Below are 16,062 nucleotides of genomic sequence, written 5' to 3'. Positions count from 1 at the left end.
GGTCACGACGCGCTGTCCCCGGAGTTAGCGGCGATCAGCCGAAGGGCGGTGTCGTACAGCGCCTGGGCGTGCATTTCGAACAACGCCAACAGGTCGATCGAGTCGCCGCCGATCTCCTTGGCGACGAACAGTCCGTCGGCACCGGCGATCGCGTAGGTCACCAGCAGGTGAATCTGTGCTTCATCGAGTCCCACGGTGAATTCGCCGAGCGCCTCGTGCAGTGATGCGGCGGCCTGCTCGCGTGCCTGGATGAACATCTCGCGGGCTCGAGGTTCCACCGGGCGCCGTTCCAGGGCCAGCATGAGCCCGAGGCGGATGAAGTCGGGGGAGTCGAGGAGGGCCTTGGCGATCTGCGTGGCCAGGGCGCTGATCCGGTCCCGCGGCTCGCCCCCTTCGGGCAGGCGCCATGCGTTCAGCCACGAACCGAAACTGCGCTCGATGACCGCGGCGAGCAGATCGTCCTTGTCTTTGAAATGCCAGTAGATGGAGCTGGCCGGCAGTCCGCACTTCTTGCTGACCAGCCCGATGCTGGTGCCCTCGTAACCGCGCTCGGATGCGATCTCGGTGGCGGCGTCCAGGATTCGTTCGCGTGACAGTTCACCGTCGGCGCGCTTGCGGCGAGTTTTCGGTGCTTCCGACATCTTCTGCTCCCGGATGTTGACTCTGTAGTGATCGCTACATTACCGTATCGATCACTACAGAACAACCGGAGGCGGCAGTGAACATCCAGGACACCTATGACGTCGCGGTCATCGGCTACGGCCCAACCGGTGCCACCGCGGCGAACCTGCTCGGCCGGCTCGGCCTGACTGTTGTGGTGATCGAACGGGATCCAGACGTCTACGGCAGAGCCCGCGCCATCAGCACCGATGAAGAGGTGCTGCGCATCTGGCAGTCGGTCGGAATGGCGGACCGACTGCAGCAGGACATGCTGCCCGACCGGCCCGCGGCATTCGTCGACGCCGACGGCGTTCCTTTCATCGAGACGACGATCTTCGGGCGCGGTTCGGGCCACCCGCCCCAGCAGTTCATCTACCAGCCCGAGGTCGACCATGTCCTGCGTGAGGGAGTGGATCGGTTCGGCAACGTCGACGTGCTGCTCGAACACGAATGTCTGCGCGTGCTGGCCAAATCCGACCACGTCGAGCTGATGCTGGCTGATCTTCGCACCGACACCTTCAAGAGATTCCGGGCCTCCTATGTCATCGCCGCTGACGGCGGTTCTTCTCCGACGCGAGGACAACTCGGCATCGGGTATGCGGGTGACACCTACGCCGAGCGATGGATTGTCATCGACACCAAGGTGCTCAGGGAATGGGATGCTCACGATCGGCTCCGTTTCCACTGCAATCCGGACCGTCCCACCGTCGACTGTCCGACGCCGCTGGGGCACCACCGCTGGGAGTACCCGGCGCGGGCCGGTGAGGACGAGCAGAAACTGGTCACCGGGCCCGAAATCTGGAAGGTGTTGGGGGATCAGGGCATCACATCCGACGACGTCGAGATCCTCCGGGCGGTGGTATACAGCCACCATGTCCGGGTCGCTGATCGCTGGCGGGTGGGCCGCATCTTCCTGGCCGGCGACGCCGCACACGCCATGCCGCCATGGATCGGTCAGGGCATGTCGGCCGGAGTGCGCGACGCAGCGAACTTGTGCTGGAAGCTTGCCATGGTGCTGGCCGGTCGGGCGCCGGACACCCTCCTGGATTCCTATGAGGCCGAACGTAAACCGCACGTCGTCGAGGTCACCCGCCGAGCCTGCATCGTCGGTCGTGTGATCACCGAGCGCAACCGGGTCATCGCCGCGCTGCGCAACCATGCGCTGAGGGCACTGACCAAGCTTCCCGGGGTGCTGCGCGGCGGTCAGAAGCTCTATTGGATCCCAGATGCCCGGTATGACGGCGGTCTGTTCGCCCGGACCGGCAATCGAGCCGTGGGCTGGCAGATCCCGCAGCCATGGGTCGTCGACGACACCGGCGCGACGGTCCGCCTCGATGACGTCCTCGCCGGACGATGGGCGGTGCTCCACATCGGTGTGGCACCGGCGGGCGTACATGCATGGACCGATCTGGGTGCGCCCGTGATCGCGCTCGACGGACCGCGGGGCACGACGCGACCCGGGGCGGTCCGCGACCTCGACGGAACGCTCGTTACCTGGTTGCGGCGCAAGAAGGCGGCGACGGTGGTGTTGCGCCCCGACGGATTCATCTATGCCGCAGCCCGATCTGGGCAGCCGTTACCCGCACCTCCGGCCGGCTACCGGCCGGCACCGACCAAGACTGGAGCCCGCGCATGACCACCACCGAAGTTGCTGAACACACAGTGACCGTCGCGGGTCGGGAGATCTTCTACGCCGAGGCCGGTACCGGCCCCGCCGTGGTGATGTTGCACGGTGGGGGACCGGGTGCCTCCGGGATGTCCAACTACGCGCGCAACATCGACGCTGTCGCAGCACATTTCCGGGTCATCGTGCCCGATATGCCCGGCTATGGGCGCTCGGCGAAGGGCATCGACAAGAGCGATCCGTTCGGGTTCCTCGCCGACATGATCCGCGGCCTGCTCGACGAACTGGGCATCGAGACCGCACATCTGATCGGCAACTCCTACGGCGGCGCTGCAGCGTTACGGTTGGCGCTGGACACTCCGCATCGGGTCGACAAGATGGTGCTGATGGGCCCCGGTGGAATCGGCACTACCCGCGCACTGCCGACCGCAGGGCTGGGCAGGCTGCTGTCCTATTACACCGGCGACGGTCCCAGTCGCGACAAGCTCGCGTCCTTCGTTCGTAATTACCTTGTGTATGAAGGTAGTTCGGTGCCGGAGGATCTGATCGACCTGCGGTACCGGGCCTCCATTGATCCCGAGGTGGTGGCTGATCCGCCGCTGACCAGGCCGTCGGGACCGAAAGCGTTGCGCACACTGTGGCGCATGGATCTCACCCGCGACAACCGGCTCAAGACGCTGCAGACGCCCACACTGATCCTGTGGGGCCGAGACGACAAGGTGAACCGGCCATCCGGCGGCCCGATGCTGCTCGACGCCATGCCCAACGCTGAATTGGTGATGACCTCGCACACCGGCCACTGGATGCAGTGGGAACGCGCCGAATTGTTCAACGAACTCGTCACCGAGTTTCTCGGTCCCGATTCGAAGCTCGCTCATGCCTAGCGTGTTCGGCAACGTCCACCTCGGCTACGTCGTCATCGAGACCGAGAAGTTCGCAGATTGGCGGCGTTTCGGGCGCGACGGGGTCGGGATGCACCTCGACGACGTCCTGCCGGATTTCCTTCGGTTCCGGCTCGACGACCACGAATGTCGCTTCCTGCTGCAGCGTGGCCCGTCCGAGGATGTGGCGGCGCTCGGATGGCAAGTCGATGACCACGCCACGTTCGACGACATCGTCGGCCGCGTCGTGGGCCACGGTGTGCCGGTCACCGAGGGAAGCGCAGAGGAAGCCGCTCTGCGCGGGGTGGAGCGCCTCGTGCGGTTCCCGGGACCCAACGGATTGACGCAGGAGATCTTCACCCGGGCCCGTCCCGCCGTCACGCCACTGCAGATGACGGTGCGCGGCGGGTTCGTGACGGGTGACTGCGGCATCGGGCACGTGGCGATCACCACCAAGAAGCCACAGCAGGTGCGCGGTTACTACAGCACCGTGTTCGACGCCCGGTTGTCGGACTACATCGATGAGACGATCAGCGGCGTCAAGGTCAAGATACGGTTCCTGCGGGTCAATCAGCGTCACCACTCGGTGGCCATCGCCTCGGTGAACCGCCTACCCATCAACCCGATACGCACCCGCATCCAGCACCTCAACGTCCAGGTGGCCGACCTCGACGACATGACCACGTCATACCAACGGATCAGGGAACTCGGTTTCGGCATGGCGCTGGGGGTTGGGCAGCACACCAACGACCGGGAACTGTCCTATTACGCGATGACCCCGTCCGGGTTTGAATGGGAGGTGGGGTGGAATCCGTTGGTTGTCGACGAGGCGACCTGGGAACCCACCACCCACCAGGGCATCAGCATCTGGGGGCACACACCGGAGGGACAGACCGTCATCGACAAACTCGCCCAGTTCAAGGTCGGCGCCCGCTCGCTACTGCGAGCCGAGGACAGCGTCCCGGCGCTGGCCGGTGCCGGCATCGCCGACAGTTAGGGAAGGACGATCATGAATCGAATCGATACCCATCACCACATGATTCCGCCCGACTATCGAAAGGCGTTGCAGAAGGCCGGGATCGATGATGCCGGCGGACGTGCGCTGCCGGAGTGGAGTTCGGAGGGCTCGTTGCAGACCATGGCTGAGCTCGAGGTAGCCACCGCGATCCTGTCGGTGTCGACACCGGGCACCACCTTCCTGCCGAACCAGGCGGATGCGGCAGCACTGGCCATCGATCTCAACGACTTCGGAGCCGAACTGTTCGCGTCGCAGTCGGACCGGTTCGGATTCTTCGCCACGCTGCCGATGCCGCACGTCGAGGCGGCGACAACGGAGGCCATCCGTGCCCTCGACACACTCGGTGCAGATGGAGTGGTGCTCCTGGCCAACAACGCCGGAACCTACCTAGGGCAGGACGGACAGGACGAACTGTGGGCCGCGCTCGACGTCCGGTCCGCCGTGGTCTTCATCCATCCGGCCGACCTTCCCGCTCCGACGGTGCCCGGTGTGCCGCCGTTCGCGACGGACTTTCTCCTCGACACCACGCGTGCTGCCTACCTGTTGGTACGCAACGGGATCCGGCACAAGTACTCGAACATCAAATTCATCCTGAGCCACGCCGGCGGTTTCGTGCCGTACGCCTCGCACCGTATGGCGGTGGCCATCACGGGGGAGACCGGCCGCAGCCCGGCTGACGTCCTCGACGATTTCGCGAGCTTCTACTTCGACACCGCGTTGTCGTCGAGCGCCGCCGCACTACCCACGCTGCTCGCATTCGCCAAACCCGGCCACATCACGTTCGGTTCCGACTGGCCGTTCGCGCCGTTGGCAGCCGGGCAGTTGTTCGCCGCCGGCTTGGATACGTACGGCGGGCTGGATTCCCTTGCCCGTCAGGCGATCAACCGTGACAATGCGCTGGCGCTCTTCCCGCGGCTGGGTACCGCCCCAGCGGCCCCGGCACCGTCACCGCTGGATCAGGTGCGGCATCAGGCCACCCGGGCGGTGATGCGTGGAGTCGCGCGCCTCATCAACACCAAGTAGGCCGCGTTTGGGATACCGAAGAACACCGAAACTGAAGCCAGGGACAAGATCGGCGCCGATTCTGTCCCTGGCTTCAATTTCGGTGCGGGTCCAGCGTGCAGGTCAGTCCAGCCGGACCGCCGAGCCCTCAGCTCCGGGTCAGCTCCGCGTAACGGCCGACGTGGTAGTCGGTCGATCCGAACTCGTACTGGACCGCGGTGAGACGTTTGAAGTAGTGGCCGATCGCGAGTTCCTCGGTCATGCCCATGCCGCCGTGGAGTTGCACCGCGTTCTGCCCGACGAAGCGGGCGGCCCGTCCGATGGTGGCCTTGGCTGCTGATACCGCCTTGGCCCGTTGCGCGGGTTCGGCATCGAGGTTCAGCACGGCGAGATAGACCGCCGCCGAAGCCTGTTCGACTTCCATGTGCATGTCGACCATCCGGTGCTGCAGCGCCTGGAAGCTCCCGATGGGAATACCGAACTGCTGGCGTTGCTTGCAGTACTCGACCGTGTCGGCCAGCACCTTGCGCATTCCGCCGACGGCCTCGGCGCACACCGCCGCCGCGCCCTCGTCCCGGGCCAGGTCCAGTGACGGCCAGGCCTGCCCCTCGGCTCCCAGCAATGCCGAGGCGGGCAACCGGACGTCGGAAAATGTGAGGTCCGATGCCCGGCGATCGTCCACCGTACGGTACGGGTGCGCGGTGAATCCCGTTGTCAAGGAAGAGATATCGATCAAAAAGAGCGAGATTCCGTCGGTGTCCGCACGTTCCCCCGAGGTACGTGCGGTCACCAAGAGGTGGGTGGCCAGCGGTGCGTCGACGGCCATCACCTTGGCGCCGTTGAGAACCCACTCGTCGCCGTCACGTTGTGCGGTGGTGGACACGTCGCGCCAGTTGTCCCCGGAGGCCTGCTCGGTGGCGGCCAGCGTGACGATGGCCGAACCCGACACGATCTCCTCGAGCAGGGCCGCGGCGGCCGTGTCGCCGGACCGGTGCAGCAGGCCACCGGCCACCACCACGGTATCCACGAACGGTTCGATCACCAGGGCGTGGCCCAAAGCCTCAGCGATGACCATGGTTTCGACCGGGCCGCCACCGATGCCACCGGCTTGTTCGGGCAGGGTGGCGCCCAGGATGCCGAGCTCATCGGCAAAACCCCGCCAGATCTCGGGCTGCCAGCCGGGGCCGGTCTTGGCCGCGGCCCGGCTGGATGCCAGGTCGTAACGGCTGCCCAGGAACTTGGTCAGCCCATCGCGCAGCAGTTCCTGTTCGTTGGTCAGGTTGAAGTCCATCTAGAGCCCCAGTTCTGCCTTGGCGAGGATGTTTCGCTGAATTTCGTTGCTACCGGCGTAGATCGAGCCGGCCCGGTCGTTGAAGTAACGCAGTGGGGCGACCGCCTGCCAGGGGGCTCCGCTGTGGTAGCCGTCGGCGGGCGGGTCGTATTCGGCCACCGGTCCGCCCGGGAAAGTGGCGTGCGGTTGGTAGGCGCGGGCAAGCGGGCCCGCAGCTTCCATCGACAGTTCGGTCAGCGTCTGGCTCAGCTCGGTGCTCAGGACCTTGAGCATCGACGACGCCGTACCGGGATGGCCGCCCTCGGCCACCGCCGCCAGTACCTGGTACTCCAGGATTTCCAGCACATCGGTGCGGAGCCGGGCGTCGGCCAGCCGGCGGCTGAAGGCCGGGTCGTCGATCAGTCGACCGCCGGTCGGTCCCGGCATTTCGGTGGCGACCGCTGAGATCTCATCACCCAGCACCTGCAATGCCGGCGCGTTGGCGCCGCCGCCGCGCTCGAACTCCAGCAGGTATTTGGCCACGGTCCAGCCGTCGTCGATCGTGCCGATCACATTGGACTTCGGCACCCGAACGTCGTCGAAGAAGACCTGGTTCTGTACCTCTTCGCCGGAAGTCATGACCAGCGGGCGGATTTCGATGCCGGGTGAGGTCATGTCGATCAGCACGAACGTGATGCCCTGCTGCTTCTTGGCGCCGCGGGTGGTGCGCACCAGGGCGAACATCCAGTTGGCTTCCTGGGCGTGGGTGGTCCAGATCTTGCTGCCGGTGCACACGAGGTCGTCCCCATCGGACACCGCTGCCATCGACAGGGCGGCCAGGTCCGAGCCGGCCTCGGGCTCGGAGTAGCCCTGGCAGAAGAACACCTCGCCGGTCAGGATCCCGGGCAGGAAGAATTCCTTCTGGGCCTGCGTGCCGAATTTGATGATGGCGTGGGCCACCATGCGGATACCCATGGGCGAGAGCGACGGGGCGCCGGCGAGGGTCGATTCGCGGCTGAAGATGTAGTGCTGGGTCAGACTCCAATCGCAGCCGCCGTGTTCGACCGGCCAAGCCGGGGCGGCCCAGCCCCGCTCGTGGAGGATTTTCTGCCAGGCCATGCTGGCGTCGTGATCGGCATACACGCTGGTCATCAACTGGCCCGCGCGGCGGAGCTCGGGAGTCAGATTCTTGGCGAGAAAATCGCGAACTTCGTCGCGGAATTCCTGGTCGCTGGTCGACCACTTCAGGTCCATGCCTGCCCCTTCTGCTGGTGTCGCTCCACAGAGTAAACCTAGTTAATCAAGTGACGCACACCACCCCGCTCAGCGTTCGGTCCCCGACACCGGGGCACCGCCGCCAGATGTTGCTGGCCGGCGGTGGTGCCCGGCCCAGGTCACAGGCGATAATCGAGGGCGTGGAGCGTCGCCAGAGCGGTCAGGACCCTCAATCTCCGATGGCACTGCTGCAGAACCTGCCTGCGCTGGTGGTGCTGGAGAGGTTCCCGGTGCCGGTGTTGGCGATCGCCGAAGACGGCACCATCCTGTTCGCCAACAGTGCGTTCGGCGAGATGGTGGGTCGCGACGCCGATGCGGTCAAGAACATGCCGTTTGCTGAGGTGTTCCATTCACTGCCCGCCGACGAGTCCGCGGTCTCGGTGATGCGGGCCAACGCTGGGCTGCTCGTGGAGCTCGTCCATCGCGACGGCTCTATCGTGCGGGCGCGGATGAGCAAATCGGCGCTGTTGCGCGGCGATGATCCGGTGGCCTTGGCGACGTTCGAGGACCTCACCGAGCAGTTGTGGGCCGACGAGTTCTAGGGCTAGCCCGCGGCCTTCGCCCGGCGCAGCGACTCGCGTGCCAGGAACTCGCGGAAGTAGTCCAGCGACTCCCGGCTGACGATCGCGGGCAGCAGCAGATCCCACGTGCGGGCCACGCGTTCACGGAGTTCGGTGCCCGCAGTGGCGCGCGAGAGTGCCTCGGCGCCCAGCATGGACCCCAGGATCACCTCGGCGGCGCTCGCGACATCCAGGTTCTCGCGTAGATCGCCTTCCTCGGCGGCCTGGGTCAACTGTCGAGTGAGTTCGTCGAGCCAGCTGGTGTACACCCGGGTGGCGGCGACGTGGATACCGCTGAACGTTCGCAGCAGCTGCATGCCGATCTGGGCGACTTTGTCCGAACGGGTGAAGTCGGCCACGACGAACAACCCGTGGATGGTGTTTTCCAAAGCGGGCGAAGAGGATTCGGCGATGACGCGGAATGTGGTCAGCATGGCGGTGCCGCCGTCACCGATAATTGCCTCGGCCAGGGACTCCTTGGAGTCGAAGTGGTAGTACAGCGCGCCCTTGGTCATCTCGGCCCGCGCGATGATGTCGCCGAGACCGGTCGCGGGATAGCCCTGCTCGCTGAACAGGTCGACCGCGGCGGTGATGATCTTCTGCCGGGTCAGCTCGGATCGAGCCTGGCGTGCCATTGTGGCGTTCCTATCATTTGGTGCGGGGGTGCAGTGGAGCCACCTTTTTGATGCCCACTGCGGTGCGACGCCGGATGAACTGTTGCAGGTAGCCGAGCCGCTCTGGCTCGACGAACCCGGGCATCGCCAGCCGCCAGCTGTGTTCGAGGTCGGTGAGGAACCGCGGTGGATCGTCGAGGTCACTGGTCTGGCGTACGCCCAGGTATATCGACACCAACAAGCGGGCGACCGCTTCGGGGTCGGTGTCGGCCGTGAAATCGCCTTCGCCGATGGCCCGTTTGGCGATGCCGGCGAAGCCCTGCACCCATTCGTTCAGGACCCGCGGACCCACGTCGTCGGTCCGGCCGATGGATTCGACGAGGTTCAGGCAGGCCCGGGCCACCGGGTCGCCGATGTCTTCGGCGGCAACCAGGGCCGACAGATCGATCAAGGTTTCGGCTCCGGACAGATTGCGGGCCAGGACGTCTTCGACGGCCTTCTGGCCACGCAGTGTCCGATGTTCGACGATGGAGACCGCCAGTGCGTGCTTGGACCGGAAATGGAAGTAGAGCGCGCCCTTGGTGACGTTGGCGTCGGCGAGGATGTCGTCGAGGCTGACCAGGCTGTAGGGCGTGTCCGCGAACTGTCGCGCTGCCGCCTGCAGGATCTGGAGGCGTGTCAGCTCTGCTCGCCGGTCGAGCTGCTCAGTCACCACGGGGCCTTCCTGACTCTGATCGGCCGGCGGCAGCTCGTGATTTCATCTCACCGCCAGCAGACTCAAAGTCTTCACCGTACGTGCATAACATTCTAAAGGTATGTATCGTGCTTAGGGTGATAACTCTTGGTTCGTCGCGGGCTGCCCGCCCGGCGGTGGCGCATGCCACGGTCGCGGGCGCTGTGGCGAGCGCCACCATTTGGCGGTCGGCAGTAGCCAAGGGCTATCCTGGAAACGTTGCCATGGCCTGCACCGGCAATCCCCCTCGAATCCCGGTGCGGGCCATGGCGACCTTAATTTCTGGTGCCTACCAAGATAATTCGATCTTGATGAGGCGCCCCGTGGTTCAGGCGGAGTGTCACTAGCCGATGTGGGATGACGAAGTCGACGTCGTTTGCTGTGGCTCGGGCTTCGGGGCGTTGGCCGCGGCCGTTGCCGCGGCGGATGCCGGGCTCGACGTGCATGTCGTGCGTCCGGGAGATCCTCGACCGGTCATGCTCGGACCGGAGACACCTTGGCTGGGTGTGGGCGTCCACGATGCCGAGACCCGCGAGTACTTCGATGCCCTGGCGGCGGACCTGACGCCCCTCGTCGACGCCGAGTGCGACAGCGCGCTGACGGTCCGGGCGGTCAGTGAATGGACGCCGGTTTCCGGGCGTGCCCGGATCGCGCCGTTCTACGGTTCTCGGCTGCAGGACTGGGCGCAGCGCTGCCTGACTTCTCCCTACGGCGTGCTCTACACGCGGTTGGCGGACCGGGGTACCACCTCGATGCGCTCCGGCACCGGTGAGGAGATTCAGGTCAAGCTGTTGGGCGCACTGGAGACCGTGACGGCCGCAGACACCACCTCGGTTCTCGGTGACTGGTTGTCGGCCCAAGCACGCGACCGGCAGATCCCGGCCGCGGACAACGGCACGCTCCAGCGCCTCGTGTTCGAGGAGGGCGAGGTACTGGGTGCAGTGATCGACACCGCAGACGGTCCGTTGGCCCTGCGGGCCCGCCACGGAGTTGCCGTATCGACCGAGCCTCATGGTGCCTCGGACTCGGCGGCCGATCAGCTCATCGAGCCGGGCAAGCCTGTGCAGGTAGGTCTGGTCGGCTACAGCGCGAGCAGATTCGGCCGCTTGGAACTGCTGGAGCTCGAGCTGGACGGATCGGGATCGGGCTATTGCAACTCCGGCCGGGTGCACGACTCGAAGCGCGAGTCGGCTCGCTCACATGCGCGGCGCGGCCGAGAAATGCACCGGTACCCGCCCTTTGGCCAGTAGCGCAGCCATCTCGTGGCCGAGGATCGGCTTGGACAGCAGGAAGCCCTGCGCGCGGTAGCAACCGTGGCGCAACAGCGTCAGCGCGGCCCGTTCGGTCTCCACCCCCTCTGCCACCAGTTGTAGGCCGAAAGCCCCGGCCAGGGCGATCACCGCACGCACGATCGGTAGGTCGCCCGGGTCCGAACCCAGGCCGGCGACAAAGCTGCGGTCGATCTTGAGGGTGTCCACCGGCAGGGACTTCAACAGCGACAGTGCGCTGTAGCCGGTGCCGAAGTCATCGATGGCCACCTGCACGCCCACCTTGTGCAGTCCGGACAACGTCGAACGGGTGGTTTCGATGTCCTGCACCACGATGCTTTCGGTGATCTCCAGGCAGACCGACCCGCGGGGCAGGCGGAACTCTTTCATGACGCCGGCCACCGAATCGACGAATCCGTCGGTCACCAGCTGCACCGGCGACACGTTGATGCGCAACACGATGTTGCGGCCGACACCGTTGGACCGCCACCGCGCGAACTCGGCACAGGCATTGCGGAGCACCCAGCGGCCCAGTTCGCCTGCCAGATTTATGGATTCGGCCACGCCGATGAACGAGTCGGGGGACAGTAGGCCGCGCGTCGGGTGCTGCCAGCGGACCAGGGCCTCGGCAGCCAGCACCTCGCCGGTACGCATGTCGATCTCGGGCAGGTAGTGCAGAACGAGCGCGCCGCTTTCGATCACGCTCTGCAGGTGCAACTCGATGTCGTTGCGGAAGTCGATCTCCATCGCCATCGCATCGGAGAACACCGTGACCCGATTGCCGCCGGAGTTCTTCGCGGTGAGCACCGCGTGATCGGCCCGGTTGAGCAGATCGGAGGTGGAGTCCCGACCGGGCATTCCTTCGGCCAAACCGATGCTGACGGTACGGGTGAGCATCTCGCCGTCGATGGTTACCCGTTCGCGCAGCACCGACTGGAGTCGGTAGGCCAGCGCGGTGGCGGCCTCGGCGGTCATCGACGCCGCGGGGACGACGACGAATTCGTCACCGCCGAGGCGCGCGATGAGCTTGGGCGAGTCGTCGCCGCGCTGTAACCGCTCGGCCAGGATGCTGATGAAGGCGTCACCGGCGGTATGGCCCAGGTAGTCGTTGATCGCCTTCAACCGGTCCAGGTCGAAGAACATCACCACGACGGGGCCGGGCTGGCCCGGAGCCAGCCGGGCTTCCAGGTGGGCCATGAGCGCCCTGCGGTTGTGCAGCCCGGTGAGGTGGTCGTGATCTGCGAGGTACCGTAGGCGGTCCTCGGCCTCGATGCGGGCCTGCACCTGGGCGAACAGCGAGGCGATCGCTTTGAGTGCATTGAGCTCTGCGGGTAGCCACTCGCGGTCACCGAACTTGACGAATCCCAGGACACCGGTGGTGATGTCCCCGGACAGCAGCGGCACACATGCCATGGATGTGCTGGGGATGTGGCGTCCGGCCTCGATCGTGCGCTGATAGTCGTCGGTGGCCGGCTCGGGACGGAACACCGCCGGTTCCTTGAGGTGCTCGGCCATCGCGAACACCGGGTCGGCATCGGCGAAGTGGATGACCGCGATCGGGTCGGTCGGTGTGTCCTGCGGGCGCGGCGGCCACTCGGCCACGAGTCGGGTCGCATGTGCCTCGTGATCGTTGTGACGCAGGAAGCTCACGTCCACATCGAAAAACGAGACCAGCTCGGCCAGAACCTGTTGGCTCACCGAAACCGAGGTCGCGGCATCGACCGCCATCAGTTGCGTGGCGACCGACGTGACGAGCAGTTCGAGGCTGCCTGGCACCAGATACCTCCGCATATACCTCTGCACCGGCTCTCAGCCGTACTGTGGCGCCGAACCCGATCGGGCTCGCCTTCTGCTGCGTACGGTCGGACGCGGCGCGTAGGACAACCTGAGCACCAGCGCCTGTGATTCGTCGCGCTCGGTGCTGGTCAACCTGCGAAAAGCGTACTGCAGGTCGCGAAGGTCGTCGGCGTGGGCGGGCGAGAGCGCCTGGCGATCCCCGTCGTCATGGGCGTAGAGGAACACCGGCGACACCGGCTGGACCGCGAGCCCGCAGCGTTGGGCGCCGACCCAGACGGCCTCGACCGCCGACCCGGCCAGGGCGTAATCGGTCAGCCGCCGGCCGCGGACCGAGACGACCACCAGCGCCGAGCTCGAGGTGACCCGTTCGTAGGTGTCGTCGCCGAGGGCCACCCCGGCGTTCCAGTCCGACAACTTCGCCATGACCTCGGGCCGACGCAGGATGTCCAGCACCACCATGTCGGCCGGATCCAGCCCGAGCGTCGTGACCTCGATGCCGGTATCGGGCGCTGGATCGCCGGGCCAGCGCAGTTCCGACATCATCTCCCGGTGCAGTGTGGGGGTCAGATAGCGGATCCGGTCGGCCTTGGCGAGTATGCCTGCGGCGGTTTCGATATCGGACGGGGTGTCGAGGACCTTCAGCTCGGCACCTTCGTTGCGTGCGGCAGCCCGCAGCGTGTCGAGCACCCCGACGGAAATCGGTGCCGACGTGCCGCGGAGCCGGTTGGTCTCGCGGGCCAGCATCGGTTCGTAGAGTTCGGCCAACTCAGGTGCGTTGCCGGGGGAGAACTCCGCGACCCCGTACAGGGGGGTGCCCTCGTCGCCGCGGGACCACCGCACGTGCCCGGCCAGTCCGTGAGCCGCCGCGGCGACTCGGGCATTGAAGGCCGCGGCGCCCAGTGCGACCGCGCTGCCGCGGTACCCGACGTCCATCGCCGTGGTGTATTTCGTCGCCAGCCGGAGGTTGATCCGGTCGTCGCTCGCTTCGATGTGCCACGGTTGGACGTTGCCGCCCGAGGGGGCGCGCGTCGCTGCCTCGGTGAGGATGTCCGCCATCCCCGTCGGTGGCGGCGGCGTCTGCGCGGGGACCGACGCGGGCGGGGGTGCTGACGCGTCGCGCAACGGATCGCCGATGCGGTCGAGCGCGTCGGCGATATCGACACGCACCCGCCCCGACGGCATCGGCTCACCCAGGCCGATGCGTCGCACGGCGTTGGCGACGACGGTCGCTCCGAGTACCACTTCCGCGGCGAGTTGGGGCCAGGTGCTCAATGTCTTGCCGACCTCCACCAGCGACGCCGCCATCCGGGGCGACAGCTCCGGCGCGTCGAGGATTCGCAGAACGTGCGGCACCTTGTCCTTGCTGCTGAGCCCGGCCAGGTCGCGCGCCGCGATGTCGCCGAGCAGACCGTGCAGGATCGGCCGCGCGGGCTCCAGGTCGAACCGCTCGACGTCGAGCAGCCCACGATCCCCGGTGGTCATCAGCACGGGCAGTCTCCGGGCCCGGGCTGCCTCGCGGACAAGAACTTTCGCGTCCAGCGAGTCGCATTCCTCGACGACGACGTCGAGGCCGTGCAGATACTCGTCGATGGACTCGGACACCGCGCCGTTGCGATCGATCCGAACCCTGATGTAGGGGTCGATCTCGGCGATCCGGCGCGCGGCCACCACGGCTTTGTTCAAACCCAGGTCGAACACGGTGCCAGGGACCCGGTTGAGGTTCGCCAGCTCCAGTTCGTCGAAGTCGGTGAGTCGAATCTCGCCGCAAAGGCCCTCGACCGCGAGGTTGTAGGCGATGGCATGGCCGACGCTGAGGCCGACGACGCCGATTTTCAGGCGTGACAACCGCTGCTGCTCATCGGCACTGATGAGGTTGCGGTTACGGTCCAGGCGTAGGCGGTTGAACGCGGCCGGTCCCAGAAGGTGAACCAGGGACCGCCGCCACGGGTAGTACGCCCACCTCGTCGGCTCGTCGAGCATTTCCGGGTCGACCGCAGGCACGAGCGTGCGGAGCGCTGCCTGTTGCTGACGGCATTCGTCGATGACCGTGATTCGCGGGTCCCGGCGTAGCTGGTCGAGCGTGCTGTCCGAATTGTCGTCGCCTTCGCCTTCGCCTTCGCCTTCGCCTTCGACGAAGATCGCTCGATATTGATCGGGGTCGTTGTATTCACTCAATTCGGAAGTCTCGATGTCTGTGTAGGCGCTTTCCAGGGGACTTTCGGGGGTCATCGTCTCGCCCCGGCGGCGGTGACGGCGTCGATGCCGCCGGTTCGGGGGTGCGCGCCGATTCGCTGGGCTTCGGCGAAGAATCGTGACAGCTGCCCCGGATCGGCGTGGTTGGCGAAAGTGGTGCTGTCCCACCACATCATCTTGGTCTGGTATCGCTCGTCCGGATATGGTGTCGCCGGGATTTTCGCAGCCAGCACGCCGCCGGAGGACAGCCAGCGTTTCAGCACATACGCGGCGGCGGTGGCCATACCGAACTGAATGTCCAACAGCGTCATGGCATGCAGCGGCATGCGCGCCAGCGTATCGGTGAGTGCGCGGCTCTGCTCCGGGTCGTCACACACCCAGGCGGTCTTCATCTCGACCACTCCGAACGGCAGGCGGTCGGCAATCATCTTGCGCACCGCGTCGAGTGCGGGCTGTCCGCTCCATTCCACGATGGCGTGGCTTTCGTCGACGCTCCGATACGGACCCTTGGCCCGCAGACCACCGACCACCTGGCCGGAGCTGTTGATCCCGACACAGAACAGCGCCGTATCGTCGCCTGTCCGTAGGGCTTTCAGATCCAACGCCTGCTCCACTGCATGTTTGCGGTAGTTGGAGCAGGCGCCCCGGACATATTCGTTCCACAATTCGCGCTCGGCGTGCGGGCGGGCCACGACGATCGTGCACTCGCTGTCGGGGTCCCACCAGGTCGGACTTTCGTCCAGCGTCACTCTGCGGCGGGCGACGGTATCGAGTTTGGGAGCGGTCATCTGGAATCCATTTCGTCGGTCAGCCGTGCCTTCCGACGGGACGGCTGATTTGTCTGTGCGGCACGGTGTTGCGAATACGTGTGATGAGTATTGCGCCGCTGTGTAGTGGAATTCCAGCGAGCTGAGAAATCTTGTCCAGTCGAGGGGTGAATTCTGCGGGGGCAGCACCGATTAACTCACGGGTACATGCAATTTTGGCAAATTCAACAATCGACATTCATGCCGAATATGCGCCTTGCGGGCGCGCATGGCAAAAATCTTGAATTGACGTCGACGCCGAATGTGTGAGCTCCGGGCGGCGGCGCACACTTTTGCTGTAACCCTTCACAGCCAGCCCTTAGTGCGATTGACCATCGGGGGTGAATGTCGATCGACTGGG

The 16,062-nt window shown here is 65.8% G+C and carries 14 protein-coding genes; 6 read left to right on the top strand and 8 right to left on the bottom strand.

Going from position 1 to position 16,062, the window contains the following annotated elements; translation table 11 throughout:
* Nucleotides 1-2 precede the first annotated feature (2 nt).
* Complete coding sequence (locus AB0876_RS28375; RefSeq protein WP_491838420.1) at nt 3-641, bottom strand: TetR/AcrR family transcriptional regulator; 639 nt, start codon at nt 639-641, stop codon at nt 3-5.
* A gap of 77 nt (nt 642-718) precedes the next feature.
* On the opposite strand from AB0876_RS28375, the gene AB0876_RS28370 reads away from it, so the two are divergent.
* The 4 genes from AB0876_RS28370 to AB0876_RS28355 are packed head-to-tail and all read left to right on the top strand — an operon-like array spanning nt 719 to nt 5,206.
* Nucleotides 719-2,296, top strand: a complete 1,578-nt coding sequence (locus AB0876_RS28370; RefSeq protein ID WP_491838421.1) for a bifunctional 3-(3-hydroxy-phenyl)propionate/3-hydroxycinnamic acid hydroxylase — start codon at nt 719-721, stop codon at nt 2,294-2,296.
* The gene (locus tag AB0876_RS28365; protein WP_491838422.1) at nt 2,293-3,168 is read left to right on the top strand and encodes an alpha/beta fold hydrolase; all 876 of its coding nucleotides are present in this window, start codon (nt 2,293-2,295) and stop codon (nt 3,166-3,168) included. The genes AB0876_RS28370 and AB0876_RS28365 overlap by 4 nt, the downstream gene beginning before the upstream one ends.
* Nucleotides 3,161-4,162 carry a VOC family protein gene (locus tag AB0876_RS28360; protein ID WP_491838423.1) on the top strand — a complete coding sequence of 334 codons (1,002 nt, stop codon included), beginning with the start codon at nt 3,161-3,163 and terminating at the stop codon, nt 4,160-4,162. Before AB0876_RS28365 ends, AB0876_RS28360 begins: the two co-directional genes overlap by 8 nt.
* Before the next feature lie 12 nt (nt 4,163-4,174).
* The gene (locus AB0876_RS28355) at nt 4,175-5,206 is read left to right on the top strand and encodes an amidohydrolase family protein (protein WP_491838424.1); all 1,032 of its coding nucleotides are present in this window, start codon (nt 4,175-4,177) and stop codon (nt 5,204-5,206) included.
* A 127-nt stretch (nt 5,207-5,333) separates the two neighbouring features.
* On the opposite strand, the gene AB0876_RS28350 is transcribed toward AB0876_RS28355, so the two are convergent.
* Nucleotides 5,334-6,476: an acyl-CoA dehydrogenase family protein gene (locus AB0876_RS28350; RefSeq protein ID WP_491838425.1), complete on the bottom strand. Its 1,143-nt coding sequence runs from the start codon at nt 6,474-6,476 to the stop codon at nt 5,334-5,336.
* Complete coding sequence (locus tag AB0876_RS28345; RefSeq protein WP_491838426.1) at nt 6,477-7,709, bottom strand: acyl-CoA dehydrogenase family protein; 1,233 nt, start codon at nt 7,707-7,709, stop codon at nt 6,477-6,479. It abuts the gene before it with no gap.
* Nucleotides 7,710-7,909: 200 nt separating this feature from the next.
* Here AB0876_RS28345 and AB0876_RS28340 point away from each other — a divergent pair, with 200 nt between their 5' ends.
* Nucleotides 7,910-8,272, top strand: coding sequence for a PAS domain S-box protein (locus tag AB0876_RS28340; RefSeq protein ID WP_491839313.1), 363 nt, complete (start codon nt 7,910-7,912; stop codon nt 8,270-8,272).
* Between the two features lie 2 nt (nt 8,273-8,274).
* On the opposite strand, the gene AB0876_RS28335 is transcribed toward AB0876_RS28340, so the two are convergent.
* Both AB0876_RS28335 and AB0876_RS28330 read right to left on the bottom strand, forming a co-directional pair.
* Complete coding sequence (locus AB0876_RS28335; RefSeq protein ID WP_491838427.1) at nt 8,275-8,925, bottom strand: ScbR family autoregulator-binding transcription factor; 651 nt, start codon at nt 8,923-8,925, stop codon at nt 8,275-8,277.
* Between the two features lie 13 nt (nt 8,926-8,938).
* Nucleotides 8,939-9,619: a TetR family transcriptional regulator gene (locus AB0876_RS28330; protein WP_491838428.1), complete on the bottom strand. Its 681-nt coding sequence runs from the start codon at nt 9,617-9,619 to the stop codon at nt 8,939-8,941.
* Nucleotides 9,620-9,987: 368 nt separating this feature from the next.
* On the opposite strand from AB0876_RS28330, the gene AB0876_RS28325 reads away from it, so the two are divergent.
* Entirely contained in the window at nt 9,988-10,887 is a 900-nt protein-coding gene (locus tag AB0876_RS28325; RefSeq protein ID WP_526043523.1) for an FAD-binding protein, read from the top strand.
* Here the strand turns inward: AB0876_RS28325 and AB0876_RS28320 are convergent.
* From AB0876_RS28320 to AB0876_RS28310, 3 genes are read right to left on the bottom strand one after another with little or no spacing between them, the layout of a single operon-like run.
* Nucleotides 10,834-12,696, bottom strand: a complete 1,863-nt coding sequence (locus AB0876_RS28320) for a putative bifunctional diguanylate cyclase/phosphodiesterase (RefSeq protein WP_491838430.1) — start codon at nt 12,694-12,696, stop codon at nt 10,834-10,836. The genes AB0876_RS28325 and AB0876_RS28320 overlap by 54 nt on opposite strands.
* A gap of 18 nt (nt 12,697-12,714) precedes the next feature.
* Nucleotides 12,715-14,931: an Rv1355c family protein gene (locus AB0876_RS28315; RefSeq protein WP_526043522.1), complete on the bottom strand. Its 2,217-nt coding sequence runs from the start codon at nt 14,929-14,931 to the stop codon at nt 12,715-12,717.
* On the bottom strand, nt 14,928-15,683 hold the full coding sequence (locus AB0876_RS28310) for a hypothetical protein (protein WP_491838432.1): 756 nt from the start codon (nt 15,681-15,683) through the stop codon (nt 14,928-14,930). Before AB0876_RS28310 ends, AB0876_RS28315 begins: the two co-directional genes overlap by 4 nt.
* Between the last annotated feature and the right edge of the window lie 379 nt (nt 15,684-16,062).

It is taken from the genome of Mycobacterium sp. NPDC049093 (assembly GCF_040704635.1).
Lineage (GTDB): Bacteria > Actinomycetota > Actinomycetes > Mycobacteriales > Mycobacteriaceae > Mycobacterium.
The sequence above is the reverse complement of the archived record's forward strand: the minus strand, read 5'-3'. Positions and strand labels throughout refer to the sequence as shown.

Bases quoted from the DNA above. Each gene is read 5' to 3' on its own strand.
- AB0876_RS28315 (WP_526043522.1), bottom strand. From the start codon at position 14,931: ATGACCCCCGAAAGTCCCCTGGAAAGCGCCTACACAGACATCGAGACT.
- AB0876_RS28325 (WP_526043523.1), top strand. From the start codon at position 9,988: ATGTGGGATGACGAAGTCGACGTCGTTTGCTGTGGCTCGGGCTTCGGG.
- AB0876_RS28345 (WP_491838426.1), bottom strand. From the start codon at position 7,709: ATGGACCTGAAGTGGTCGACCAGCGACCAGGAATTCCGCGACGAAGTT.
- AB0876_RS28340 (WP_491839313.1), top strand. From the start codon at position 7,910: ATGGCACTGCTGCAGAACCTGCCTGCGCTGGTGGTGCTGGAGAGGTTC.
- AB0876_RS28375 (WP_491838420.1), bottom strand. From the start codon at position 641: ATGTCGGAAGCACCGAAAACTCGCCGCAAGCGCGCCGACGGTGAACTG.
- AB0876_RS28335 (WP_491838427.1), bottom strand. From the start codon at position 8,925: ATGGCACGCCAGGCTCGATCCGAGCTGACCCGGCAGAAGATCATCACC.
- AB0876_RS28310 (WP_491838432.1), bottom strand. From the start codon at position 15,683: ATGACCGCTCCCAAACTCGATACCGTCGCCCGCCGCAGAGTGACGCTG.
- AB0876_RS28350 (WP_491838425.1), bottom strand. From the start codon at position 6,476: ATGGACTTCAACCTGACCAACGAACAGGAACTGCTGCGCGATGGGCTG.
- AB0876_RS28365 (WP_491838422.1), top strand. From the start codon at position 2,293: ATGACCACCACCGAAGTTGCTGAACACACAGTGACCGTCGCGGGTCGG.
- AB0876_RS28360 (WP_491838423.1), top strand. From the start codon at position 3,161: ATGCCTAGCGTGTTCGGCAACGTCCACCTCGGCTACGTCGTCATCGAG.
- AB0876_RS28355 (WP_491838424.1), top strand. From the start codon at position 4,175: ATGAATCGAATCGATACCCATCACCACATGATTCCGCCCGACTATCGA.
- AB0876_RS28320 (WP_491838430.1), bottom strand. From the start codon at position 12,696: ATGCGGAGGTATCTGGTGCCAGGCAGCCTCGAACTGCTCGTCACGTCG.